Here is a 22,090-nt window from a genome sequence, read left to right on the forward strand (position 1 = left end):
GCAGGTAAAACGGTTCGGCACCGGTGCGAGGAGGACAGTATGCAGCCACAACCGCTCCGAGAACAGAACCCCGAACGAACCCGGGCGCACACGCGGATGAAGCCTGTCCCGCGCCCGGGTCCGGCGGTCTCACGAGACGGACGAAGCCGCCCGCCAGTCGGACGCCGTGGGCGCTCAGGCGCAGGTGGGATGGCCCCAGCCGTCGGCGTTCTTCGCGATGGTCTCGCCCTTGTCGTAGGACTTCCCGCAGCGGCATCGGCCCGGGAATCTGGCCTTCAGGGTGCCGCCGTTCGGGCGACCGCGACCGCTCGACGGACCCGAGGAGCGGGCCGAGGAGGCCCCGGGGGCCGTGGCGCGGCCCGAGGGCGCGGAGGCGCGCTTGCGGGGCGCGGAGGCGCGCGAGGCGGGCTCGGGCGGCGGAAGGGGGGATCCCGTGGCGGAACCGAGGGGTTCCTGTGTACGGGCGGAATGGCTGGCCGCGCGGTCGGCGGCGTCGTTGAGGGGGTCGCCGTCGACCTGGTGGGCCGGGGTGTAGACGAAGTCGATGTCCCGGCCGGTGAGGAGGGCGTCGATGCGGACGACGAGGTCCTTGTTGGCGACGGGGGTGCCCGCGGCCGTCTTCCAGCCCTTGCGCCGCCACCCGGGCAGCCAGGTCGTGACGGCCTTCATCGCGTACTGCGAGTCCATGCGGACCTCGGCGGGCACGGCCGGGTCGAGGGTTTCGAGCAGTCGTTCCAGAGCTGTGAGTTCGGCGACGTTGTTGGTCGCGCGGCCCAGCGGGCCGGCCTCCCAGCGGTCGACCGCTCCGTCGGGGCCGCCGATGACCCAGGCCCAGGCAGCGGGTCCGGGGTTTCCCTTGGACGCGCCGTCGCACGCCGCGAAGATCTTTTCCACCATCCCACGATCCTGACACGGCGCCGGGGGTGGGTGAAGCCACCCCGGCGCCGTGCGGACCTGCGGTTTCCGGTCAGAAGTTGCCGTAGTTGACCTGCCAGGTCGGCAGGCCCATGCGACGCCAGAGGGCCACGACCCGGTCCCGGTCGTCCAGGGAGACCCGGACCGCGTACCGGTGGCGGATGTGCGCGTCGAAGAGCTCCGCCTTCACGATGTCGTCGCCGCGGCCGTCGCCGGAGGCCCGCATCCACAGCTCGTCGTAGGGCACCTCGTACCGCGCGAGCCAGGCCTCGGTGAGCTCGCGGTGGTCCTCGCTGCGCCCGGACAGGAGCACGATCCGGTCGCTCTCGACGTGCCGGAAGGCCCGCAGGGCGTCGCGGACCGGGACGTTCAGCAGGTCGAGGTCGCAGCGCGTGAAGTCGTACGGGCCCCGGTCGCCGCGCAGCGCGAGGGTGCCGTCGATGTCGCAGAGCACGGCGGACGGGAGCGCGGGGTCCGGCACGTACGGTGCCCCTGCCGTCCCGGCCGTCCCGCCGCCGAGCCATTCGGCGGTGAGGCGCCAGCCGCCGCGGGTGGCCTTCGCGTGCTTGTCGGCGAGGATCCGGATGATCTCCTCGCCCACGGGCCGCTCGCGGGCCGCGTCGCGGCGGACGCACTCGTCGACGGGCACGTCGGTGAAGTCGTGCACGACGAAGGTGACCTCGCGGCCCACGAGGGCGGCCTTGAGCCGCTTGGGGATGTGCGGGGTCAGGTGGGTGTTGTCGATCACGACGTCGAAGCCGTCGTCGACGGCACCGCGCACGGCCGCGTCCTGGATGGCGAGGACGGTCCGCTCGTGCTCGTACGAACGGCCGCGCTCGGGCGCGGGCACGTCCAGCATGGTCCGCAGGTCGTCGAGGTTGACGCGGCGTACGCGTCCCTCGGCGGCGGCCTGGAGGGCGCGGGCGGCCGTCGTCTTCCCGGAGGCCGGGAGGCCGGTCATGACATGGACGACAGGCACGTTCAGTTCTCCTCGTCGTGGGTGAAGGGGTCGGTGGCCTCGGGGCGCAGCTGACGCCAGACGAGGAGCTGGGTGTCGCGCCCGTCGAGGCGCAGGAAGAGCAGGGCGCGCAGGGCCCGGTCGGGGACCTGCGCCGCGGCGCGGGCGAAGGCGGCACGGTCGTCCGCGAGGTGGGCGAGCCGGTCGTACGCCTCGTCGAGCTCGCGCTCGCGGCGGGCGGCGGACGTCTCGAGGCCGGCGATCACCCCGCGCACCCAGGCGTCGAACTCGTCCGGGACCTGGTCGAGGAGGGCGTCGAGCGGCTTGCCGCCGTGCGCCTCGACCTCGGCGACGGAGCAGCCGATGCCGCCCGCGACCTGCTTGGCGGGGAGCGCGGCGAACCGCTGGATGCCGTGGCCGCGCCAGATGTCCCGCTCGGTGACGCCGGTGAGGACCTTGTGGAGGCGCACGTACTCGGCGATCTTCGCCTTGGCGCGGACCCCGGAGGCGAAGCGCAGGACGAAGCCCTCGGCGTCCATGCCGGTCGCGCGGGTGCCGCCGGGGAGCGTGTTGGACTCGGTGAGGGCGACGAGCTCGTCGACGGTCATGGCCGGCCAGACCCGCACGACGGAGCCGAGCGGGCCCCAGCCCTCGGCGGCCTCGGCGAGCGGCGTCTCGGTCCCGTCCGCGCCGAAGGCGGCGAGCAGGACGAGGTCGCGGCGGGCGCCGTAGTCCACGACGATCCGGTTCTCCGGGTAGATCACCTCGGCGAGGTACGTCACACCGGGGACCAGGCCCGAGGTGTCGGCCGCGTCGAGGCGGCGCTGCGCCCAGGTCGCCTGCGTGCTGGTGAAGGAGCCCTTGGAGGCCGCGCGCCACTGGCCCGCGAAGTGGAAGACGACCGCGAGGCTGCCGTCGACCTTGTCGTACACCTCGAAGGGTTCGTCGGGCAGCGGCGGCGCGTAGGGGCGGCCGGAGGCGTGCTCGGAGAGGTTGAAGAACTTCGGGAGGGGCAGCGCGACGATCCGTCCGGTCTCGTCGTCGGCCACGAGTCCGCGGCAGCTGAGGGTGGCGCGGTTCCAGCGCTGTTCGTACTGGCACGCGCGCGTGTACGTGTAGATCGACAGCGGCAGTCGCGGGTGGCTCTTCCGGCTGATGTGGCCCGCCGCGAGGGCTTCGTCGAGCTCCTCGGGCGCCATCAGGTCGTGCAGAGTCAGGGTCTCCTGGCTCATGGGGTCCCTCCCTGGGGTCAGGTGATCCATTCTCGGGGCGGGGCGGGTCGAAAGACACCGGTTTTCCCGGTCCCCTTCCTCCCCGATCCCGGGCGTGTCGGTGGCGCCCCGTAGACTCGCCGTCTGCCCGTCGGTGACGGAACCGACGCAGTCGAAGGAAGCGAGCCCCATGAACCACGCGGACGGCACGGCACCGATCTACGCCGAGCTCATACGGGAGCGGGGGGATGTTCCGGGTGATGTCCGGCAGGCCGCCGAGGAGGTCCTGCGCGACCTCAGCCGGGTGATCCAGCTTCCGCCGCAGGGTGTCCCCGCCCCGCAGGGCGCCGTCGCGCACGCCGGTGCCGGCGCGCCGATGGGGCAGCCGGGCCTTCCGGTACCGCAGCAGGGCCTTCCCGTCCCGCAGGCCGGCGTCGTGCCGATGCCGCACCAGGGCGGAATGGGCCAGCAGGGCGGAATGGGCCAGCAGGCCGGGATGGGCCAGCAGCCGGGCGGCATGACGCAGGCCGCCGCGATGGGGCAGACGGCCGCCATGGCCGTCATCCCGCAGCGCCCGATGCGCTGACCCGCCGAGTCGAACGGGCGTTGTCAGTGCCGTCACCCATGATGGTTCCTCGAAGGGCCTGCGCCGCGACGGTGCGGGCCGGGCACGGGGATCAGGGGACGACGACATGGCCGAGGTACTGCTCTTCCACCACGCTCTGGGACTGACGGACGGGGTCGTCGCGCTCGCCGACGAGCTCCGCCGGGCGGGCCATACGGTGCACACACCCGATCTGTTCGAGGGGCGGACGTTCGACGACCTGGAGGCCGGCGTCGCGTACGTCCAGGAGGCCGGGTTCGACGTCCTGACCGAGCGGGGCGTGGCGGCGGCCGAGGGGCTGCCGAAGGAGCTGGTGTACGCGGGGATCTCGCTGGGCGTACTGCCCGCGCAGAAGCTGGCGCAGACCCGGCCCGGCGCGCTCGGTGTCCTGCTCCTGAGCGCGTGCGTTCCGGAGAACGCCTTCGGTCCCGCGTGGCCCGAGGGCGTCCCCGTGCAGGTGCACGCCACGGACGCCGACCCCTTCTTCGTGGGCGACGGCGACCTGGACGCGGCCCGCGCGCTCGTCGCGGGCGCCGAGGAGCGCGCGCTGTTCCTGTATCCCGGCACCGAACACCTCTTCATGGAACGGGGCTCCGCTTCCTACCTGCCGGAGGCCGCGGAGGCGACGGTCGAGCGGATACGCGACTTCCTGGGCGGCCTCGCCGCCTGAGCGGGACGGGGCCCGGAGGGTCAGCCGATCGGTTGACCCCGGGGTCGTCCGGACGGCCGTCGGCCGGGGGCCGGGCGGCGGACCGCGCGGGGCGGGAGGCGGGCGGAGGATCGGGACAGTGGCGGGACCCCTTCCCGGTGGTGCCGTCCGCGTGTGTCCCGTACCGAGACCGAGGTGTCCGCCATGACGACGTCGACGACGTTCCGCCGTGTTACCCGTCCTGCCCGGGTCCTCCTGCCGGCTGCCATCGCCGTCGCCCTGCTGGCGGGCTGCGCCCAGGGCGGGGGCGGGCCGGCGTCCGCCGGGACCTCGCCGTCCTCGGGCGTTGCGTCCTCCTCGGCTCCCGCTCCCTCCGTCACGGTCACGCCGTCGCCGAAGGGCACGCCGTCCGCTTCCGTCACCTCCTCGGCTGCCGCCGCCGGCACGCTGCTCGTCACCGACTTCGGCGCCGACACGGTCACCTTCGTGGACCCCACGCGTGGGGCCACCGGCTCGGTGAAGGTGGGGACCGCTCCGTACGGGATCGTCGTCGGGAAGGACGGGCGGGCCTGGGTGGCGACGGCCGAGGGCGTGGCCGTCGTGGACACGGCGAGCCGGGAGCGCCTCGCCCTCGTCCCGTACCGGACGGACGCCGGTCCGGTGGGCACGGGCGAGTACCGGGGCGGCGGCATGGGCATCGCGATGGCCCCGGACGGCCGGCGGGTCTACGTCGGGGTGAACGTGCCCGGCGGGAACGGCACCCTGGAGGTCGTCGACACGGCGCGCCTGGAGGTCACGGACACGGTCCCGGTGGGCCGTCGGCCCTTCGACGTGGACGTGTCCAAGGACGGTGCCGAGGTCTACGTGACGAACCACGACTCCTTCGACGTAACGGTCGTCTCCGCCGGGTCGCTCGCTCCCCGGCGCGTCGAGGTGGCTCCGTACGGCACGGAGGGAGGGCTCGGTTCCTGGCTGAAGCCGCACTACACGGCCGTACGCCCCTCGGACGGCAAGCTGCTGCTGCCCTTCGAGGGCGAGCGGCTCGCCGTCGTCGATCCCCGGACGGGCCGGACGACGATCGAGCCGATGACGGCCAACACCCACCAGCACGGCGCCACCGTGACGGCCGACGGGACGCTCCTGACGGTCGGGACCGGTCCGATCGACCCGTCGGAGGACGCGGGTCCCTCGCTCACCGTCCGGAGCCCCGGCGGCGCCGAGCGGGTCTATCCGCTGGAAGGGCCGCACGAGGACGTGGCCGTGTCCCGTGACGGGAATACCGCCTACGTGAGCGGTGGGTTCACCCGGGACGGCTACTGGGACGGGCTGACCGTCATCGACCTCGACTCCGGGGACACGCGCCGCCTCCCGGCGGGCTCGCGCCCGCTGGGGATCGCCGTCCTCTGACGCGCGCCCGCCTCACACGTCGTCCCGCTCCGGAGCGGCTGCCGCCACTGCGGTGACTCCCGTGGCTGCCGCGTAGCGCCGCCACGTGCCGTGGCTGTCCGGGGTGAAGGGCTTCTCCCGCAGCGCCGTGAGGAGCTCGGACTCCGACAGCCACCCGTACCAGGCCACCTCGTCCGGGTCAGGGGTGAGATCGCCGCTCAGGACCGCCTCGTGCACGGCGAGCCAATGGGGGCTGAGCCCGTCGCGGTTCAGGAACGTCACGACGGAGCGGACGGGCGCCCGCACCCCCAGCTCCTCGGCGAGTTCGCGCGCGGCGGCCTCCTCGTAGGACTCGCCCGCGGCGACGGCGCCGCCGGTCGCCACCTCGTAGTGTCCCGGGAACCGGGCGACGCTCCCCGAACGGCGCTGCACGAGGATCCGGCCCTCCGGGTCCCGGCACACCGTCACGGCGATCCGGTGCAACCAGCCACGGCGGACGGCCTCGCCCCGGGCCACCACCGCCACCACCCGGTCCTGCTCGTCGACTCGCTCGACGCGCTCGACCCTCTCCAGTTCCTTCGCGACACGGGCGCGGAGGAGCTCGTACTCCGCCCGCAGTCTGCGCCACTCGGTGACCGGCGGTCGGGCGACGACGATGCCTCCGGTGACCGTCTCCTCCGGCCCGAACTGCTCGCGCGTGAGGTCGATCTCGACGCCGGGGCCCAGGCGGTTCCACCAGTGGTAGTCCACCCGCTCGCCCCCGACGTGGACCTCGCCGCGGATCAGCTCACCGCCCAGGAGGTCGTTGAGCACCATGGCGGTCACCCCGCACTGGTCGCGGGCCGGGTTGTCCGCGGTCCAGCGCGACCGGTACTCGGGGGTGCACGTCTCTGCACTCCAACTGCTCCGCACGGCTTGTTCGATGTCGGAGAGAAGCAACGGTGTCGTCATGCCCGTCATCCTGCCCGCGGGCACTGACAACGGCCCGGCGCACGCGAACCAGGCGGCTCACTGCCGGGGACCCGGGCGGTTCACTGCCGGGGAAGGACCGTCAGCACCCGTTCGATGAAGGCCTTGAAGTCCTCCATGAAGTCGGCCAGGAACTGCTGGGTCGTCGGTTCGGTGACCTCGCCGTCCTCCGTGAACAGCCCCGGGACGAACTGGATGTACGCCTCCGGTGCGTTCATCTGCGGCGAGTTGCAGAAGCTCAGCACCGAGCGGAGGCTCTGCTGGGCGACGGCGGTGCCGATCTTGCCGGGTGAGGCTCCGATGACCGCCGACGGCTTGTGGGTGAAGGAGTTGGTGCCCCAGGGGCGGCTGGCCCAGTCGATGGCGTTCTTGAGGCCGCCGGGGATGGACCGGTTGTACTCGGGCGTCACGAAGAGGACGGCGTCGACGGAGGCGATGGCCTCCTTGAGGGCCTTGCCCTCGCGCGGGTAGTCGGCGTCGTAGTCGTGGTTGTAGAGCGGGAGGTCCTTGATGGGGATCTCACGGAACTCCAGGCCGGGGGGCGCGACGCGGATGAGCGCCTTGGAGAGGATCCGGTTGATGGACTTCTCCGACAGGCTGCCGACGAAGTAGCCGACCTGGTACGTGGTGCTCATGTGCGTTCCGCCGCCTTCCGTGACCGGGCGTCCCCCGCGAACCTGTCCGCCGCGAGCCTGCCGCCGCTCCGGAAACGTAACCCGGTCCCCGCCGGGCGGCGACCGCAGCGGGTCGCTCCCCCTCAGGCGGACAGGTGGGAGCGCGAGCCGTGACGGCCGGAGGTCAGGAGGCCGTGGATGCGCAGGCCGAGCTGGTCGGCCTCGGTGACGGGTTCGGCGAAGGGGAGCCGGACGTCCCGCTCCCCGGCGAGGTGTTCGAGGCGCAGCGTGATGCCGTAGCGGTCGATCGCCAGGGGCACGGCGCGCAGGAGGCCGTGCAGGGCCGTGGGGTCGAGGAGGCCGAGGAGACGGACGATCAGATCGGCGTGGTCGGCGACGAGGTGGTGCAGCATGCGCGCCTCGCAGGCGGCGACCGGGTCGGGTTCGGCCGTCTCCAGCTGGGCCAGGGGCACGTAGGTGCGTCCCGTCGCGTCCTCCAGGACGGCCTGGCCGAGCTGCATGCAGGTGCTCTCGGCCGCGTCCCCGGTGTACGGGGCGGCCACGAGGCCCGTGAGGGTGACGCGGGCGCGGAGGCGGTCCCGCACGGGTGTGGGGGCGATGTCGGTGAGTTCGACGCGCATCGGAATCAGGGGCGTTCCCGTGCCGGGGCCGGGGCCGGGGCCGGAGTCCGCGGACGGTTCGTGGAGGTGGATGCGGCCCATGGCCGTCGTTCCGTCGAGGTGGTGGACGTCGTGGTGTCGGCCGTCGGTCACGACGGTCATGGAGTGGGCCACCGTGATGATCGACCGCATCCGCTCGGCGGGGGTCGGGCGCGGGGCGGGGGTGACGCGGAGACGCATGGGTGCTCCAGGAGGGGTCGCGAACAGAAGCGCATCTAACTTAGGGCAGCCTAACCTAAGTTAGATGCGCTTCGACAGGGCGCCTCGCGTCACAGCCCCACGATCAGCTGAATGCAGACGATCTTCACGAGGATCGCGAGGGCGAACAGCGTCGCGTACCCGGTGTTGACCCGGCTGTCCGAGATCCGGCTGTTGGCGTACGCCGTGATGGCGGGGTTGCCGACGTACCCGGCGAGCAGGCCCATCGTCCGGGCCCGGCTCTGGCCGAGGAGCCGGGCCACCAGGACCATCAGGGCGTAGCTGAGGACCGCACTGACGAGGAGGACCACGAGGAGTTTCAGCCCGAACAGCGAGAACGCGTCGCGGCGGAAGGCGTATCCCGAGGTGAGGCCGACGCAGGCGAGGAAGATCAGCAGACCGATCTGCCGGAGGGTCAGGTTGGCGCGGGTCGGGAGGACCCAGACCAGGGGTCCGGTGCGCCGGATCCTGCCGAGGACCATGGCCATGACCAGGGGGCCCGCGGCGGTGCCGAGGGAGAGGACCGTGGATCCGATCGTCAGCTTCGGGATGCCGATGAGGAAGCCCGCGGCCAGGCCGAGGCCCATGCTGACGGCGCTGACCTCGCTGACCTTGGCCTCGGTGTCGCCGAAGTAGCCGGTGACCTCGGCGGTGCGCTCGCGGGGCATGGCGACGCGGACCCGGTCGTCGAGCTGGAGCAGCAGGTCGTCGTGGGCGAGGAGGTCCTGGTCGCCGCGGCGGACACGGGTGGCCTTGGCGCCGAACCGCTCGCCGAGGCCGAGTTCGGAGACCGTGCGGCCGGCGAGGTCGGGGTTGGTGAGGAGGATGCGGCGGTAGTCGACGACGTCGCGCCGGTCGAGGAGGTGGGTGGGCGCCTCCGCGCCGAGCGCGGCGACGCCGGCCGCGACCGCCTCGGGGCCTCCGACGAGGACGACCTGGTCGCCGGGGGCGAGCGCGTCCAGGTCGCGGGCGACCCGGGGAGCTCCGCCCTCGGGCCGGTGCACGCTGGCGAGGAGCTGCCCGTCGGCGGCGCCGGGGACGTCGGCCCAGCGGGCCGGACGGGTGACGTCGACGGTCCGGGTGACGAGCTCCCTCGGGAGTCCCGCGCCGGGGTCGCGGCGGGCCGTCCAGGTCCGTACGGCGGCGATGCCGGCGACGAAGAGGATCGTGAGGACGACGGCGAGGGGATAGCCGATCGCGTAGCCCGTGGCGGCCTCGGTCGGGTCGTCGGAGGACGCCTGGGCGGCGGCGAGACCGGGGGTGGTGGTGCCGATGCCGGCGTAACCGCCCGCCAGGTAGGGCCCGCTGATGCCGAAGACCTTGCTGCCGATGAGGCCGACGGCGAGGGCGGTGACGACAAGGGCGGCGACGGCCCCGAGCATCACGGCGAGCTGCGGGCGCAGTTCGCGGAAGAACGCGGGTCCCGCTTCGAGGCCGACCGTGTACACGTACAGCGCCAGGCCGAGGACGGAGAGGCCCGCGGGGACGGCCTTGCCGATGTCCGGGTCGAGCGCGCCGAGCAGCAGACCGACGAAGAGGACACCCGCGGCGCCCAGCTTGACCGGACCGAAGCGGACCATGCCGAAGAGCGAGCCCGCCGCAATGACGATAAAAAGGGTGAACCACGGATAGTCAGCGAAAAATTGCCACATGGACATACTCAGACACATATGGGGACATCGCGCACGCTCATTCGTGCGCGCTCCTTCGTGAAGTTCCCGGGAAAGGGCGGACAGCGTGACTCGACCGAGGATTCTCGTGGTGGGTGCGGGCTTCGCCGGAGTGGCCTGCGTACGGCGGCTCGAACGGCGCCTGGCGGACCGGGAGGCGCTCATCACGCTCCTGTCGCCGTTCTCGTACCAGCTCTACCTGCCGCTGCTCCCCCAGGTGGCGTCCGGGGTGCTGACCCCGCAGTCGGTCGCCCTCTCGCTGCGGCGCAGCGAGAAGCACCGGACGCGGATCGTGCCGGGAGGGGCGGTCGGCGTGGACGCGGCGGCGCAGATGGTCGTGGCGCGGACGATCGCGGGCGAGTACGTGACGGAGCCGTACGACCATCTCGTGCTCGCGCCCGGCAGCGTGACGCGCAGCTTCGACATCCCCGGACTGGCCGAGCACGCGCGCGGGATGAAGACGCTCGCGGAGGCCGCGTACATCCGTGACCACGTCATCGCCCAGCTGGACCTGGCGGACGCGAGCACCGACGAGGAGGAGCGGGCGGCGCGGCTGCGGTTCGTGGTGGTCGGCGGCGGCTACGCGGGCACGGAGACGGCGGCCTGCCTCCAGCTGCTGACCCACAACGCGGTCAAGCGGTACCCGCGGCTCGACCCCCGGCTCATCAAGTGGCACCTGGTGGACATCGCCCCGAAGCTGATGCCCGAACTGGGCGACAAGCTCGGCGCGGCCGCGATGGACATCCTCACGCGCCGGGGCATCGAGGTGTCGCTGGGCGTCTCCGTGGCCTCGGTGGACGAGGAGGCGGTGACGCTCACGGACGGGCGGGTGCTGCCGAGCCGGACGCTGATCTGGACGGCGGGCGTGGCGGCGAGCCCGCTGATCGGGACGCTCGGCGCGGAGACGGTACGGGGACGGCTCGCCGTCACCCCCGAGATGAGCGTGCCCGGACACGACGGGGTGTGGGGCCTCGGCGACGCGGCGGCGGTGCCGGACCTCGCCAAGGGCGAGGAAGGGGCGGTCTGCCCGCCGACGGCGCAGCACGCGATGCGGCAGGGCAAGGCCCTCGCGGACAACGTGGTCGCGACCCTGCGCGGCGAACCCACACGGCCGTACGTCCACAAGGACCTGGGGCTCGTCGTCGACCTCGGCGGCATGGACGGCGTCTCCAAGCCGCTCGGCGTGGAACTCCACGGCATGCCGGCCCAGGCGGTGGCCCGCGCCTACCACTGGTCCGCGCTGCGCACGAACGTCGCCAAGACCCGCGTGATGACGAACTGGCTCCTCAACGCGGTCGCGGGCGACGACTTCGTCCGCACCGGCTTCCTCGCCTCGAAGGCGGGCACGCTCCGCGACTTCGAGTACACGGACGTCTACCTGACCCCGGAACAGGTACGCCTCCACACGGCGGCGTTCCGCGGCGGGGAGGTCGGGGCGGGCGGCAAGTGAGCCGGGCGGCCCATGATCCGCCGGACAGGCCCTGGGCCGCCCGGCGGGCACGGACCCGGTTCCCGGCCCCGGCCGCGCTCAGCGCGCGAGTTCCGGGGCCGGGCCCATGATCACGACCGGCTCGCGGGACGGGTCCAGGGCGACGAGGAGGGCGCGGAGGGTGTCGCGTTCCAGGGCCACGCAGGCCTGGGTCGGGCCGCCGTGGTCCACGTGGATCCAGACGCCGCCGCCCTTCTCCGGGCCGAGCGGGCGTTCCTTGTCGAGGGGGGTCCTGCCGGGCACGCGGTTGTAGTCGATCGCGATGACGTGGTCGAAGGAGCCTTCGAGGGACTCGCCGGAGAAGCCGGTGCCGCTGATGGCGAACTCGGGGTCCTCGTCGTACGGGAGTCTGGCGCCCGGGTCGGGCAGGCGGCCGCCCGTGTCACCGAGGCGGAAGACGCCGATCGGGGTGCGCAGGTCGCCCGCCTCGTGGTCGGACGTCCAGCCCCTGAGAGCGTTGTGGGCGGGCCACGGGCCGGCGGAAGGCCTCCACCGGCCCGTCGCGGTCCGCTCGTACAGGACGCCCATGGCCGTGTTGCTGTCGGCGGTGGCGCCGGTGACCACGAAGGCCTGGGTGGTGCCGTCGGGGACGAGGGCCTGGGTCGCCGGGCCGATGCCGGGGATGCGGGGCGCGGGGGCGGGCTTCGGGCGGGCGTCACCCGTGGTGGGGGCCGCCACCGGGTGTCGGGGGGCGGGCGCGGTCTGCGGCGTCGGCGCCGCGCCGCAGCCGGCGAGCAGCAGGGCCGCGCACAGTGCGCCGGCGTATCGCGGCGCGGTGGCGCCCTTGCGTGCGGGCATGGGACGGCATCCTCCTGGGCGGGGGCAGTGCGGTCATCCGTACCCGCTCGGCCGCCGACGGTGCCCTCGCGTCCGTGGCCCCACCCGTACGGAGCACTTCCACGCGCCGGTCCGGAATGCGGTTGACCGGGCGCGCCCGTCCCGTTTTCCTTGCCGGATGAGTGATCTTCGTATCGTCCGGGCGCACACCGAGGCCCAGCTCGCGGACTGGCGGGCCGTCCACAACACGATCATCCCGACGGCCGTCCTCTCCCCCGACGAGGTGCGCGAGCGGTCGGGCCGCAACCGGCTCGACGTCGCCTATCTGGGCGAGGTCGCCGTGGGCTGCTCGACCGTGCGGCCTCCGGACGACGAGACCCCGGCGGCGACCGTCATCGCGCGGACGCTGCCCGCCTTCCGCGAGCGGGGCTTCGGGACGGCGCTGTACGAGCACGGGCTCGCGCACGCGCGGACGCTGAGCGAGCACGGGGTGGAGACGGTGGTGCTCGCCTCCAACGAGGAGGGACTGCGGTTCGCGCTCGCGCGCGGGTTCGTGGAGGTGGAGCGTTACGTCCTGCCGGGTGACGAGATCGCGTTCGTGAACCTCCGCCTGGAACAGTCCGCCTGACGGATCGTCAGATCATTTCGTCGCAGGTCTGGGAACCTTGACAGCCCGGCGCTACCCTCCGCGCATGATGCGGACAGTGGTGTGGGGCACCGGAAATGTCGGGCGTGCGGCGATCCGCGCCGTGGACGCCCATCCAGGCCTCGAACTCGCGGCCGTCCTCGTGTCCGACCCGGCGAAGGTCGGCCGTGACGCGGGCCGGCTCGCGGGGCTCGGGCACGACCTCGGCGTGGCGGCCGTCGACGACGTGGAGGCCGTCCTCGGCACGCGCCCCGAGGCCGTCGTGTACGCCGCCTCGGGCGACACACGGCCCGACGGGGCACTCGCGGACGTCGCCCGGGCGGTGGCGACGGGCGCGGTCGTGGTGACGCCCGCGCTCTATCCGCTCTACGACCAGCGCAACGCGCCGCCCGAGTTCCGCGACCCGATCCTCGCCGCGGTCGCCGAGGGCGGCGGCAGACTCTTCGTGTCGGGCGTCGACCCCGGCTGGGGCAACGACATCCTGCCGCTGCTCGTCAGCGGCCTCGCCGCCACGGTCGACGTGATCCGCTGCCAGGAGATCTTCGACTACTCGACGTACGAGCAGGAGGAGTCCGTCCGCGAGCTGATCGGCATGGGCAAGCCCCTGGACTACGACCCGCCGATGCTGTGGCCCTCGGTGCCGACCATGGTCTGGGGCGGGCAGATACGCCTGATGGCCCGCGCCCTCGGCGCCGAGCTCGACGAGATCCGCGAGACGCTGGAGCGCCGCCCGCTGGAGTCCACGGTGAAGACCAGGACGATGGGCGTCTTCGAGGAGGGCACGCAGGGCGCGATCCGCTTCGAGGTCCAGGGGATCGTCGGCGGCGAGCCCCGGATCGTGATCGAGCACGTCACCCGCATCCACCCCTCGTGCGCCCCGGACTGGCCGGTGCCGCCGGACGGCGCAGGGGCGCACCGGGTCATCGTCGAGGGCAGCCCCCGGATCGAGGTCACGGTGGCGGCGACCGACGAGGGCGAGAACCGCTCGGCCGGCGGCAACGCCACGGCGGTGGGGCGGCTCGTCGGGGCGATCGAGTGGCTCGCGGCGGCGGAGCCGGGACTGTACGACGCGTTGGACGTACCGCTGACACCGGCGGTCGGGAAGCTCGGAAGGAGACCGCGATGATCATCGACATTCCCGAGGACCAGGAGCCGATCGGGTACGTGTGGGGCGACATGGTCCCGGAGATCGGGACGGCGGCGGCGAACTTCTCGCTGTCCGTGTACGCGCACACGACCCTCGGGCTGCGCGAGTTCGAGGCCGCCCGGCTGCGGATCGCGCAGATCAACGGCTGCGGATTCTGCCTGGACTGGCGGACCGACCGGGACGGCGAGAAGGTCGAGGAGGGCTTCGACGCCGTCGTGGAGGCCTGGCGGACGACGGAGGTCTCGGAGACCTTCGACGAGCGGACGCGGCTCGCGGCCGAGTACGCGGAGCGGTACGCGCTCGACCACCACGGTCTCGACGACGAGTTCTGGGCGCGGATGACGGCCCGGTACAGCCAGGAGGAGATCGTCGAGCTGACGATGAGCCTGGGCTCGTGGCTGGCGTTCGGGCGGCTCAACCGGGTGCTCGGGCTCGACACGGTGTGCAAGCTGCCGACGCACTGACCGGGGATCGGGGCTCCGGGGCGGCCCCGCCCCGGAGTTCTCAAAGCGCCACCCCCCTCAGAGCGACACCGCTCCCAGGACGGCCGCCGCGCCCACCACGGCCGCCGCCGCCACGAGGAGCAGACCCACCACGTTGACGGCCATGTCCCACTTCCAGGAACGGCGTTCGACGCCGACGTCCAGGACGAGGGCCGCCGGGTCCTCGGGGGCGTGGTGGAGCGTGACGTCCCGGCCCCGCGAGTCGGCGGGGTCACGCAGCCCGTTCTCGCAGTGCGCCGTGACGGCCTTCCCGTCCGCGGTGGTGAAGGCGACGACCGGCACCACGCTGGTGGCGGTGCCGCCGTCGTCCGCGTCGACGGTGACGCTCGTGAGGACGGCGACGACCCGCCCGCGCACGGCGACCATCGCGTCCAGCGCGGCGATGCGGCGCTTCCTGTCCCGTACGTTCCCGGGCAGGTGGAGGGCGCCGGAGACCGCCCACGGGCCGCAGAAGCCGAGCAACGCCCACGGCCAGCCCCGGTCGACCGCGGCGACGACGACCAGGCCGGCGTACACGAGGAAGAGCGCGAAGGTCGGCCAGGCCAGTCCGCGCCCGCCCTCGGTCGGGCGGTCGGTGAACCGGAAGTCGTGGGGCCTGCCGCGCGGGTAGTGGACCCCGATCTCCCGCCCCGTCCAGGCGACCGTGATCCGCTCGCCGCGCTCGCCGTCGTTGGTGACGGTGAACTCCTCCCCGGTCTCCGGATCCCGGAAGGCGACGACCACCCCGATCCCGCCCCTGGGGGAGCTTCCGTCCCGGGGCGCGTCCACCCGCTCGATCCGTCCGCTGGTCCGGACGGTCCGCTGCGCCCGGGTCGTAGCGGCGAGCGACCGCCCGTACCCGACCAGCGCCACCAGGCTGAACACCGCGCACCACAGCCATCCGAAGACGTGCCAGTCCCAGGTCCAGTCCGCGCCCCAGGCCCAGGCCCAGGCCCAGCCGGAGTCCGAGTCCCAGTCCGTGGCCGACGAGAGGACCCCGAAGGAGACCGCCGCCGCCCCGAGCACCAGGCCCAGCAGGACGGCGAGGCCCGCGGCGCACCCCTCCGGCGGCTCGGCCACCTCGGCCGCCCCGGGATCAGGGGCGAGACGGGCCGAGGCCGCGCGCGCCTCCCACTCCGGCGTCGGCCGTTCGACGACACGGACCTGCCAGGGCCGGTGGGCCGGGTAGGCGACGACCACGACACCACCCGGCCGGTGGTCCGGCAGGTACGTCCGGTTGACGTCCTGGGTGATGTCCACGCGGAACGGCGGCTCGCCGTCCGGGACGACGGTGAGCCCGAACCGCACGGGTATCTCGGTCGGCTTCCCCTGGTCGGCCGTCACGCTCCCGATCACGGCGAGCGCCGTGCGCGGAGGGACCGCGGCCTCGCGGGCCCGTCTCGGCGCACCCGCGAGGAAGAGCAGTCCGCCGTAGAGGGCGGGCAGGGCGAGCGCCGCGACGAACAGCGGCACGCTCTCCTCGACCACACCGACGACGGCTCCGGCGAGCGCCGTCCCGGCCACGCCGCCCGTCAGGAAGTCCCGGGCCAGCACGGCGACTTTGCGGCGCGGGGGCGGAACCGTGGCCGTGGTGATCGTCATACGGGCGATTGTGCGGGGCGCGGGCGACCGCCGGTAGGCCTCCCGCGCGGCGCGACGCCCCCAGGGCCGACCGGTGGGGTCACCGGTCGGCCCGTCGGTGGGTCAGAAGTCCTCCGCGATGATGGCCTCGATGTTGCGTTCCGCGAGGGCCGTGATCGTGACGAACGGGTTGACGCTGGTGTTGCCGGGGATCAGGGAGCCGTCCATGACGTAGAGCCCCTGGTAGCCGTGGAGGCGGCCGTGGTTGTCGGTGGCCCGGTCGAGGACCGCGCCGCCGAGCGGGTGGTACGTGAGGTGGTCGCCCCAGATCTTGTACGCGCCGAAGAGGTCGGTCCGGTAGATCGTCCCCTCCTTGCTGTTGATCTTGTCGAAGATCGACTTCGCCATGTCGATCGACGTCTGCTTCCAGGCCCGGTCCCAGCTCAGGTCGACCCGGCCGGTGCTCGGGTTCCAGCTGAACTCGGCGCGGCGCGGGGTCCGGGTGATGGAGAGGTAGAAGGAGGCGTACGTCTCGATGCCGGTCGGCAGCGGGGCGACCTCCGCGAAGGCGCCGCCGGCGTTCCAGTTGTCGATGCCGGCGGTGGGCATGGAGGACTGGAGCTTGCCGGTCGGGTCCCACATGTGGTTGGCCCGGCCGCACATGACGTTGCCGTTGTCGCCCCAGCCCTTGCCGATGTGCTCGTTGAGCCCCGGCAGGTGACCCGTGGCCTTGAGGCGGGTGAGGAGCTTGCTGGTGCCGACGCTGCCGGCGGCGAAGAAGACCCGGTCGGCGCGGACCGTCTTCGTGACGAGGGTGGCGCCGGTGGTGTCGATCTGGTCGATGACGACCGTGTAGCCGCCGGCGGCGGCCGGGCTGACGGAGGTCACCCGGTGGAGCGGGGAGACGCTGACCCGGCCGGTGGTGGCGGCCTGGGCGAGGTAGGTCTTCTGGAGGCTCTTCTTGCCCACGTTGTTGCCGTAGATGACCTCGCCGGCGAGCGCGGACTTCTGGACGTTCCCGGCGGCCTCCTGCTTCATGTAGTCCCAGTCGTAGACGTTGTCCACGAAGACGAACGGGAAGCCGGAGCGCTGGGCGTGCTTGCGGCCGACCCGGGCGTACTGGTAACAGTCCGTGTTCTCCCACCAGTTGACGTCCACCGAGGTGACGCCGAGACCCGTCCGCGCGCGCGGGTAGTAGGTGTCGTACATCTCGGCGGGGTCGACGGTGGGGAGGATCTCCGGGAAGCGTTCGCGGAGCGGCGTGACGGCCATGCCGCCGTTGACCAGGGAGCCGCCGCCGACGCCGCGCCCCTGGTAGACGGTGATGCCGGCGAAGTCCTCGGCGTCGAGGATGCCCGTGTGGATGGGTACGTCCTTGTCGAGCGGGAAGCCGAGGAACTGGCTCAGGGGCTGCTTGGTGCGGGTGCGCAGCCAGAAGGAACGGTAGTCCGGGGTCGTGGTGTTGGCGAAGATCTTGCCGTCCGGGCCCGGGGTGTCCCAGGCCTTGCCCATCTCGATCATGTGGACGTCGACACCGGCCCGGGCGAGGCGGAGCGCGGTGACCGAACCGCCGTAGCCGGTGCCGATGACGAGGGCGCGGACCTGGGCGCCGTCGACGATGGGGGTGCAGTCCAGGCCGGGCACCTCGGCCCGGGCGGGGGTCGTGATCGCGCCGGAGAGGGCTGCGGCACCGAGAACAGAACCTGTTCCCGCGAGGAAACGACGACGGCTGACCTCACGCATTGCCTGGGCGGACAGGGGGTGTTCACTCATGTGATCTTCCTCACTCGCGAGTGAATGGGAACACGTTCTACGACTGGCCGCCGTGGAAGTCACGCGAAACCGACGGGTAACTTCAGGCCGGATACGCCTTGTTGATCGCGTCGGCCAGGTGTGCCGCGTGGGCGCGCACCTCCGGCAGGAGCGCCGACCACTCCCCGTACTCCCCCGCCAGGTACTGGTCCCGCGCGGCGGCCAGCAACACCCTTTCCCCCTGGGGCAGTTCACCCATGACCCAGTCGGCCGCCGCGTCCTTCGACAGGATCCGGCCCGTCCGCAGGGTCGTGAGGATCCTGGCCAGGGTCAGCAGCACGTTGCGGGTGTCGCCGTCGAGGTCGGCGAGGAGATCGGGTACGCCCCCGGCGATCGCCGCCCGCAGATCGGCCTCCGGCACCGGACCGAAGAGCTCGGACGGGCGGGGGCCGTGGAGGGAGCGGTCCCCGGCGCGGGCCATGGTCAGGAGCGGCGCGAGGTCGGGGCAGGGCGCGGGGGCGGGGGTGACACCGCGCTCGAAGTCCTCGCGGAGCCATTCCCCGTAGAGGTACTCGCAGACCGGCGGGTAACGCCAGGGGCGGACCTCGGAGTGGACGACCAGACTGAGCTCCACGGGCCGGGCGGGGCCCTCGTACGCCCGCGCGCCGGAGACCGCGAGCAGGGCGTCGGTGAGGGCGCGGCGCTCCCGCTCGGTGGTGGGCCGGGCCAGGACGGCGAGGACGTCCACGTCGCTCGTGGGCCGCAGTCCGCCGAGGACGGCGGAGCCGTGCAGACAGGCGGCGAGGACGGTCTCCTCGCCGAGCGCCTCGCGGACGAGGCGCACCACGCGCCGGGCGGATTCCTCGCCGGCGGCTTCACGGGAGGGGGCGGGGGCGGGCATGCGGCGGCTCCTGAGGGGTGGCGGGCGCGGGGCCCGCCACCGTACCGGAGGGTGGTGGGGATCAGCCGATCGCCGGGCCGGGGGCGCCGGTCAGCCGCTCCGGGGTGAGCAGCTCGGCCAGCCGCTCCGGGGGCAACAGACCCTTCTCCAGGGTCAGTTCGGCCACGCCCCGGCCGGTGGCGAGGGCCTCCTGCGCGATGGCGGTCGCGGCGGTGTAGCCCAGGTGCGGGTTGAGGGCCGTGGCGAGGCCGATGGAGTTCTCGACGGCCGCGCGCAGGGCCTCGGTGTTGGCGGTGATGCCGTCGACGCAGCGCTCGGCGAGGGTCAGGCAGGCCGCGCGCAGCGAGAGGAGGCTCTTGGAGAGGGCGTGGAAGATGACCGGCTCGAAAGCGTTCAGCTGGAGCTGACCGCCCTCGGCGGCCATGGTGATGGTGATGTCGTTGCCGATCACCTCGAAGGCGACCTGGTTGACGACCTCGGGGATCACCGGGTTGACCTTGCCGGGCATGATGCTCGAACCCGCCTGCACGGCGGGGAGGTTGATCTCGCCGAGTCCGGCGCGCGGTCCCGAGGAGAGCAGGCGCAGGTCGTTGCAGGTCTTGGAGAGCTTCACGGCGATGCGCTTGAGGACGCCGGAGAGCTGGACGAAGGCGCCGCAGTCCTGCGTGGCCTCGATGAGGTTGGCCGAGGTGACGAGCGGCAGACCGGTCAGCTCGGCCAGGTTGCGGCGGGCGGTCTCGGCGTAGCCGGGGGCCGCGTTGAGGCCGGTGCCGATGGCGGTGGCGCCGAGGTTGATCTCGTGGATGAGCTCGACGGCCTCGGCGAGACGGCCGCGGTCCTCCTCCAGCATCACGGCGTACGTGGAGAACTCCTGGCCCAGGGTCATGGGCACCGCGTCCTGGAGCTGCGTGCGGCCCATCTTGACGACCTCACGGAACTCCAGGGCCTTGGCCGCGAAGGCGTCCTGGAGGACGGCCATCGCCTTGAGGAGCTCGCGGGCGGCGCCGATCGCGGCGATGCGGATCGCGGTCGGGTAGACGTCGTTGGTGGACTGGCCGAGGTTGACGTCCTCGTTGGGGTGGAGGTGGGCGTACTCCCCCTTGGTGTGGCCGAGGAGTTCGAGGGCGCGGTTGGCGACGACCTCGTTGGCGTTCATGTTGGTCGAGGTGCCGGCCCCGCCCTGGACGACGTCCACGACGAACTGGTCGTGGAGCCGGCCCGTACGGATCTCCCGGCACGCGCCGGCGATCGCGTCGGCCTTGGCGGCGGGCAGCAGACCGAGCTCCTCGTTGGCGCGGGCCGCGGCCTCCTTGACGGCGGCGAGCGCGTCGATCAGGAGCGGGTAGACGGAGATGGGCGTGCCGGTGATGGCGAAGTTCTCGGTGGCACGCAGGGTGTGCACACCCCAGTAGGCGTCGGCGGGCACGTCCCGGTCGCCGAGCAGGTCGTGCTCACTGCGGACGGGGGCGGGGTGCGGGGCGGGTGCGGGAGCCATGGGTTCCGTCCTGGTGCGAGGGCGTGGGGAGGGGACCCGTACGGGTACGGGTGCGAGCGGGGGCCTGGGTACGGGTGCGGTACGTGTACGGGCGCGGGCGCGGCTCAGCCTCGGCCCGGCGGGTGGCGGCGGGGCCGTACAGGAGGCGTGCGGGAGGCGTGCGGGAGGCGTACCGGACGTGAGACCCGGCTCGCGGGCGGAGGGAGGGGAAGCACTCCGCCCGCGAGCCGGTGGCGCGGTGGGGCCGTCAGGCCCGGGTGGCGAGGGCCGGTTCCGTGCGGACCGGGCCTTCGAGGAGGCGGCGGAGCAGGGCCGTACGGCGGGCCGGGTCGGCGCCCTCGCCCTCGGCGAGGAGGGTGGCGAGGACCGCGATGCGCGCCTGGGCGGAGCGGAGCGTGCCGGTGAGCAGCGCTCCGGCGGCGACGAGGTCGACGGCTCCGCCGCCGGTGTAGATCTCGGCGAGCGGCCCCGCCGGGACGCGGGTGCTGACGGCGACGAGGACGCCCTGGGCGATCGCGTCCTCCACGGCGGCGACGATCTCCGGGGTGGCGTTGCCCGCGCCGGTCGCCTCCAGGACGATGCCCCGGGCACCGGCGGCCACGGCGGCGTCGAAGAGGAAGCGGTCGCCGTCGGAGTGGTGGGTGACGATGGAGACGCGGGGCAGCGGGGCGGGGTCGGTCGCGTCCGGGTCGGCCGTCAGCGCCGCGTCGGGCAGCGGCAGGGGGGCGGAGCGCTCCGGGAGCCGTTCGATGTCGACACGGGAGAAGCCGACGCGGCCGAGGCGCTCCGCGGAGGGGTCGGAGAAGGCGTCGGAGGCCAGGGTCTGGGTCTTCACCGTGCCGCGGGCCGCGTGGACGCGTCCGTCGAAGACGACGAGGACGCCGAGTTCGCGTACGGAGGCGGCGACCTGGAGGGCGTCGTACAGGTTGCCGGGGCCGTCGCCGTCGCCCGTGCCGAAGGGCCGCTGGGCGCCGGTGAGGACGACCGGGCGGGCGTCGGCGTGGTGGAGGTCGAGGAAGAAGGCGGTCTCTTCCAGGGTGTCGGTGCCGTGGGTGACCACGATGCCGTCGACGCCGGGGTCCGCGAAGGTCTCGCGGACGGTCCGCAGCAGGGCGAGCTGGTGGGCCGCCGTCATCCGGGAGCTGTTCACGTTGAAGAGGTCGACGACCTCGACGGTGACGCCCTCGGGCAGCGGGGCCGTGGCGATGACGTCGTTGCCAGAGGCGTCGGCCGCGTAACCGGAGCCCTGCCAGCGGCTGGCGATCGTGCCGCCGGTGCTGATGACGACGATCCTGCGCGGTCCCCCGTCGTGCGTCCGCTGCATGCCTGCCGTCCCTCGTCCGTGCTCTGTGCTGACGTCGGCAACGATAGGACAGAGGGCGCGCAAGGCGATTGCCAATTCAGCCCGGAAAACCGTGATCCTTGGTGGATAATTGCGCCATGGACCGAATCGATCTCCACATCTTGCGCGAGCTCCAGGACGACGGCCGGCTGAGCAACCAGGAGCTGGCCCAGCGGGTCGGCCTCAGCCCCTCCCCCTGCCTGCGGCGGGTCCGCCAGCTGGAGCAGGACGGGGTGATCCAGGGCTACCGGGCGATCATCGACCCGGAGGCGGTGGGGCGGGGCTTCGAGGTGCTCGTCTCGGTGGAGGTGCGCCGGGACCGGGAGACGGTGGAGGCCTTCGAGGAGGCTCTCCAGGACGTGCCGGACGTCATCGAGGCGTACCGCCTCTTCGGCAGCCCCGGCTGCCTGCTGCGGATCGCGGTCGCCGACCTCGCGGCGTACGAGCGGCTGTGGATCGAGCGGCTCACGACGCTGGCGGGCGTCACCGAGGTCAACTCGCAGATCATCATGAAGCGGATCAAGGAGCCGAAGGGGATGCCGGTGGATGTTCGGGGCGTATGACGCTCCAAGGCATCTGCGGAACACGCTTGCTGACGGCGCCTCAGCGGTTCCGACGTATGCG

At 73.0% G+C, this 22,090-nt stretch carries 21 protein-coding genes and 1 pseudogene; 8 read left to right on the plus strand and 14 right to left on the minus strand.

Annotated elements, in window-relative coordinates; genetic code table 11:
* Positions 1-174: 174 nt before the first annotated feature.
* The 3 genes from ACFC0Z_RS08765 to ACFC0Z_RS08775 form a co-directional block, all read right to left on the minus strand.
* Entirely contained in the window at positions 175-897 is a 723-nt protein-coding gene (locus ACFC0Z_RS08765; RefSeq protein ID WP_376434268.1) for a ribonuclease H, read from the minus strand.
* A 70-nt stretch (positions 898-967) separates the two neighbouring features.
* Positions 968-1,894, minus strand: a complete 927-nt coding sequence (locus tag ACFC0Z_RS08770; RefSeq protein WP_376434269.1) for an AAA family ATPase — start codon at positions 1,892-1,894, stop codon at positions 968-970.
* 2 nt (positions 1,895-1,896) lie between these two features.
* Positions 1,897-3,105, minus strand: a complete 1,209-nt coding sequence (locus ACFC0Z_RS08775) for an RNA ligase (RefSeq protein WP_376434271.1) — start codon at positions 3,103-3,105, stop codon at positions 1,897-1,899.
* Between the two features lie 169 nt (positions 3,106-3,274).
* On the opposite strand from ACFC0Z_RS08775, the gene ACFC0Z_RS08780 reads away from it, so the two are divergent.
* From ACFC0Z_RS08780 to ACFC0Z_RS08790, 3 genes are all read left to right on the plus strand, one after another.
* Positions 3,275-3,670: a hypothetical protein gene (locus ACFC0Z_RS08780; RefSeq protein ID WP_376434273.1), complete on the plus strand. Its 396-nt coding sequence runs from the start codon at positions 3,275-3,277 to the stop codon at positions 3,668-3,670.
* A gap of 106 nt (positions 3,671-3,776) precedes the next feature.
* A complete protein-coding gene (locus tag ACFC0Z_RS08785) occupies positions 3,777-4,358 on the plus strand; it encodes a dienelactone hydrolase family protein (RefSeq protein ID WP_376434275.1) in 582 nt (193 codons plus the stop codon).
* Positions 4,359-4,541: 183 nt separating this feature from the next.
* Positions 4,542-5,744 carry a hypothetical protein gene (locus ACFC0Z_RS08790; protein ID WP_376434276.1) on the plus strand — a complete coding sequence of 401 codons (1,203 nt, stop codon included), beginning with the start codon at positions 4,542-4,544 and terminating at the stop codon, positions 5,742-5,744.
* A gap of 12 nt (positions 5,745-5,756) precedes the next feature.
* Here the strand turns inward: ACFC0Z_RS08790 and ACFC0Z_RS08795 are convergent, their stop codons facing one another.
* From ACFC0Z_RS08795 to ACFC0Z_RS08815, 5 genes and pseudogenes are all read right to left on the minus strand, one after another.
* Complete coding sequence (locus ACFC0Z_RS08795) at positions 5,757-6,296, minus strand: NUDIX domain-containing protein (protein WP_376435038.1); 540 nt, start codon at positions 6,294-6,296, stop codon at positions 5,757-5,759.
* Positions 6,288-6,674 (minus strand): annotated as a pseudogene (locus tag ACFC0Z_RS08800) (hypothetical protein); the annotation flags it as partial. The pseudogene ACFC0Z_RS08800 and the gene ACFC0Z_RS08795, both read right to left, overlap by 9 nt.
* A gap of 80 nt (positions 6,675-6,754) precedes the next feature.
* Positions 6,755-7,327, minus strand: coding sequence for an NADPH-dependent FMN reductase (locus tag ACFC0Z_RS08805; protein WP_376434278.1), 573 nt, complete (start codon positions 7,325-7,327; stop codon positions 6,755-6,757).
* Between the two features lie 122 nt (positions 7,328-7,449).
* A complete protein-coding gene (locus ACFC0Z_RS08810; protein ID WP_376434280.1) occupies positions 7,450-8,166 on the minus strand; it encodes a DUF2470 domain-containing protein in 717 nt (238 codons plus the stop codon).
* A gap of 89 nt (positions 8,167-8,255) precedes the next feature.
* Complete coding sequence (locus tag ACFC0Z_RS08815; protein WP_376434282.1) at positions 8,256-9,836, minus strand: aspartate:alanine exchanger family transporter; 1,581 nt, start codon at positions 9,834-9,836, stop codon at positions 8,256-8,258.
* 85 nt (positions 9,837-9,921) lie between these two features.
* Here ACFC0Z_RS08815 and ACFC0Z_RS08820 point away from each other — a divergent pair, with 85 nt between their 5' ends.
* Positions 9,922-11,304, plus strand: coding sequence for an NAD(P)/FAD-dependent oxidoreductase (locus tag ACFC0Z_RS08820; protein WP_376434284.1), 1,383 nt, complete (start codon positions 9,922-9,924; stop codon positions 11,302-11,304).
* A 78-nt stretch (positions 11,305-11,382) separates the two neighbouring features.
* Here the strand turns inward: ACFC0Z_RS08820 and ACFC0Z_RS08825 are convergent, their stop codons facing one another.
* The gene (locus ACFC0Z_RS08825; RefSeq protein WP_376434286.1) at positions 11,383-12,141 is read right to left on the minus strand and encodes a hypothetical protein; all 759 of its coding nucleotides are present in this window, start codon (positions 12,139-12,141) and stop codon (positions 11,383-11,385) included.
* A gap of 157 nt (positions 12,142-12,298) precedes the next feature.
* On the opposite strand from ACFC0Z_RS08825, the gene ACFC0Z_RS08830 reads away from it, so the two are divergent.
* The 3 genes from ACFC0Z_RS08830 (at position 12,299) to ACFC0Z_RS08840 (ending at position 14,377) form a co-directional block, all read left to right on the plus strand.
* The gene (locus ACFC0Z_RS08830; RefSeq protein WP_376434288.1) at positions 12,299-12,748 is read left to right on the plus strand and encodes a GNAT family N-acetyltransferase; all 450 of its coding nucleotides are present in this window, start codon (positions 12,299-12,301) and stop codon (positions 12,746-12,748) included.
* A gap of 64 nt (positions 12,749-12,812) precedes the next feature.
* Complete coding sequence (locus ACFC0Z_RS08835) at positions 12,813-13,892, plus strand: dihydrodipicolinate reductase (RefSeq protein WP_376434290.1); 1,080 nt, start codon at positions 12,813-12,815, stop codon at positions 13,890-13,892.
* Positions 13,889-14,377: a carboxymuconolactone decarboxylase family protein gene (locus ACFC0Z_RS08840; protein ID WP_376434292.1), complete on the plus strand. Its 489-nt coding sequence runs from the start codon at positions 13,889-13,891 to the stop codon at positions 14,375-14,377. Before ACFC0Z_RS08835 ends, ACFC0Z_RS08840 begins: the two co-directional genes overlap by 4 nt.
* A 57-nt stretch (positions 14,378-14,434) precedes the next feature.
* On the opposite strand, the gene ACFC0Z_RS08845 is transcribed toward ACFC0Z_RS08840, so the two are convergent.
* The 5 genes from ACFC0Z_RS08845 to ACFC0Z_RS08865 form a co-directional block, all read right to left on the minus strand.
* Complete coding sequence (locus tag ACFC0Z_RS08845; RefSeq protein WP_376435040.1) at positions 14,435-15,271, minus strand: DUF3592 domain-containing protein; 837 nt, start codon at positions 15,269-15,271, stop codon at positions 14,435-14,437.
* An 828-nt stretch (positions 15,272-16,099) separates the two neighbouring features.
* Positions 16,100-17,749: a GMC oxidoreductase gene (locus tag ACFC0Z_RS08850; protein WP_376434294.1), complete on the minus strand. Its 1,650-nt coding sequence runs from the start codon at positions 17,747-17,749 to the stop codon at positions 16,100-16,102.
* An 82-nt stretch (positions 17,750-17,831) separates the two neighbouring features.
* A complete protein-coding gene (locus ACFC0Z_RS08855) occupies positions 17,832-18,629 on the minus strand; it encodes an aminoglycoside adenylyltransferase family protein (protein ID WP_376434296.1) in 798 nt (265 codons plus the stop codon).
* A gap of 61 nt (positions 18,630-18,690) precedes the next feature.
* On the minus strand, positions 18,691-20,124 hold the full coding sequence (aspA, locus tag ACFC0Z_RS08860; protein ID WP_376434298.1) for an aspartate ammonia-lyase: 1,434 nt from the start codon (positions 20,122-20,124) through the stop codon (positions 18,691-18,693).
* 247 nt (positions 20,125-20,371) lie between these two features.
* On the minus strand, positions 20,372-21,448 hold the full coding sequence (locus tag ACFC0Z_RS08865) for an asparaginase (protein ID WP_376434300.1): 1,077 nt from the start codon (positions 21,446-21,448) through the stop codon (positions 20,372-20,374).
* Between the two features lie 116 nt (positions 21,449-21,564).
* Between ACFC0Z_RS08865 and ACFC0Z_RS08870 the strand changes: the two genes are divergently transcribed.
* Positions 21,565-22,029, plus strand: a complete 465-nt coding sequence (locus ACFC0Z_RS08870; RefSeq protein WP_376434302.1) for an Lrp/AsnC family transcriptional regulator — start codon at positions 21,565-21,567, stop codon at positions 22,027-22,029.
* Positions 22,030-22,090: the final 61 nt, after the last annotated feature.

The organism is Streptomyces sp. NPDC056144, assembly GCF_042264145.1.
In the GTDB taxonomy this organism is placed as follows: domain Bacteria; phylum Actinomycetota; class Actinomycetes; order Streptomycetales; family Streptomycetaceae; genus Streptomyces.

Bases quoted from the DNA above. Each gene is read 5' to 3' on its own strand.
- ACFC0Z_RS08775 (WP_376434271.1), bottom strand. From the start codon at position 3,105: ATGAGCCAGGAGACCCTGACTCTGCACGACCTGATGGCGCCCGAGGAG.
- ACFC0Z_RS08810 (WP_376434280.1), bottom strand. From the start codon at position 8,166: ATGCGTCTCCGCGTCACCCCCGCCCCGCGCCCGACCCCCGCCGAGCGG.
- ACFC0Z_RS08835 (WP_376434290.1), top strand. From the start codon at position 12,813: ATGATGCGGACAGTGGTGTGGGGCACCGGAAATGTCGGGCGTGCGGCG.
- ACFC0Z_RS08850 (WP_376434294.1), bottom strand. From the start codon at position 17,749: ATGAGTGAACACCCCCTGTCCGCCCAGGCAATGCGTGAGGTCAGCCGT.
- ACFC0Z_RS08855 (WP_376434296.1), bottom strand. From the start codon at position 18,629: ATGCCCGCCCCCGCCCCCTCCCGTGAAGCCGCCGGCGAGGAATCCGCC.
- ACFC0Z_RS08805 (WP_376434278.1), bottom strand. From the start codon at position 7,327: ATGAGCACCACGTACCAGGTCGGCTACTTCGTCGGCAGCCTGTCGGAG.
- ACFC0Z_RS08780 (WP_376434273.1), top strand. From the start codon at position 3,275: ATGAACCACGCGGACGGCACGGCACCGATCTACGCCGAGCTCATACGG.
- ACFC0Z_RS08825 (WP_376434286.1), bottom strand. From the start codon at position 12,141: ATGCCCGCACGCAAGGGCGCCACCGCGCCGCGATACGCCGGCGCACTG.
- ACFC0Z_RS08830 (WP_376434288.1), top strand. From the start codon at position 12,299: ATGAGTGATCTTCGTATCGTCCGGGCGCACACCGAGGCCCAGCTCGCG.
- ACFC0Z_RS08865 (WP_376434300.1), bottom strand. From the start codon at position 21,448: ATGCAGCGGACGCACGACGGGGGACCGCGCAGGATCGTCGTCATCAGC.
- ACFC0Z_RS08870 (WP_376434302.1), top strand. From the start codon at position 21,565: ATGGACCGAATCGATCTCCACATCTTGCGCGAGCTCCAGGACGACGGC.
- ACFC0Z_RS08790 (WP_376434276.1), top strand. From the start codon at position 4,542: ATGACGACGTCGACGACGTTCCGCCGTGTTACCCGTCCTGCCCGGGTC.
- ACFC0Z_RS08840 (WP_376434292.1), top strand. From the start codon at position 13,889: ATGATCATCGACATTCCCGAGGACCAGGAGCCGATCGGGTACGTGTGG.
- ACFC0Z_RS08785 (WP_376434275.1), top strand. From the start codon at position 3,777: ATGGCCGAGGTACTGCTCTTCCACCACGCTCTGGGACTGACGGACGGG.
- ACFC0Z_RS08765 (WP_376434268.1), bottom strand. From the start codon at position 897: ATGGTGGAAAAGATCTTCGCGGCGTGCGACGGCGCGTCCAAGGGAAAC.
- ACFC0Z_RS08815 (WP_376434282.1), bottom strand. From the start codon at position 9,836: ATGTGGCAATTTTTCGCTGACTATCCGTGGTTCACCCTTTTTATCGTC.
- aspA (WP_376434298.1), bottom strand. From the start codon at position 20,124: ATGGCTCCCGCACCCGCCCCGCACCCCGCCCCCGTCCGCAGTGAGCAC.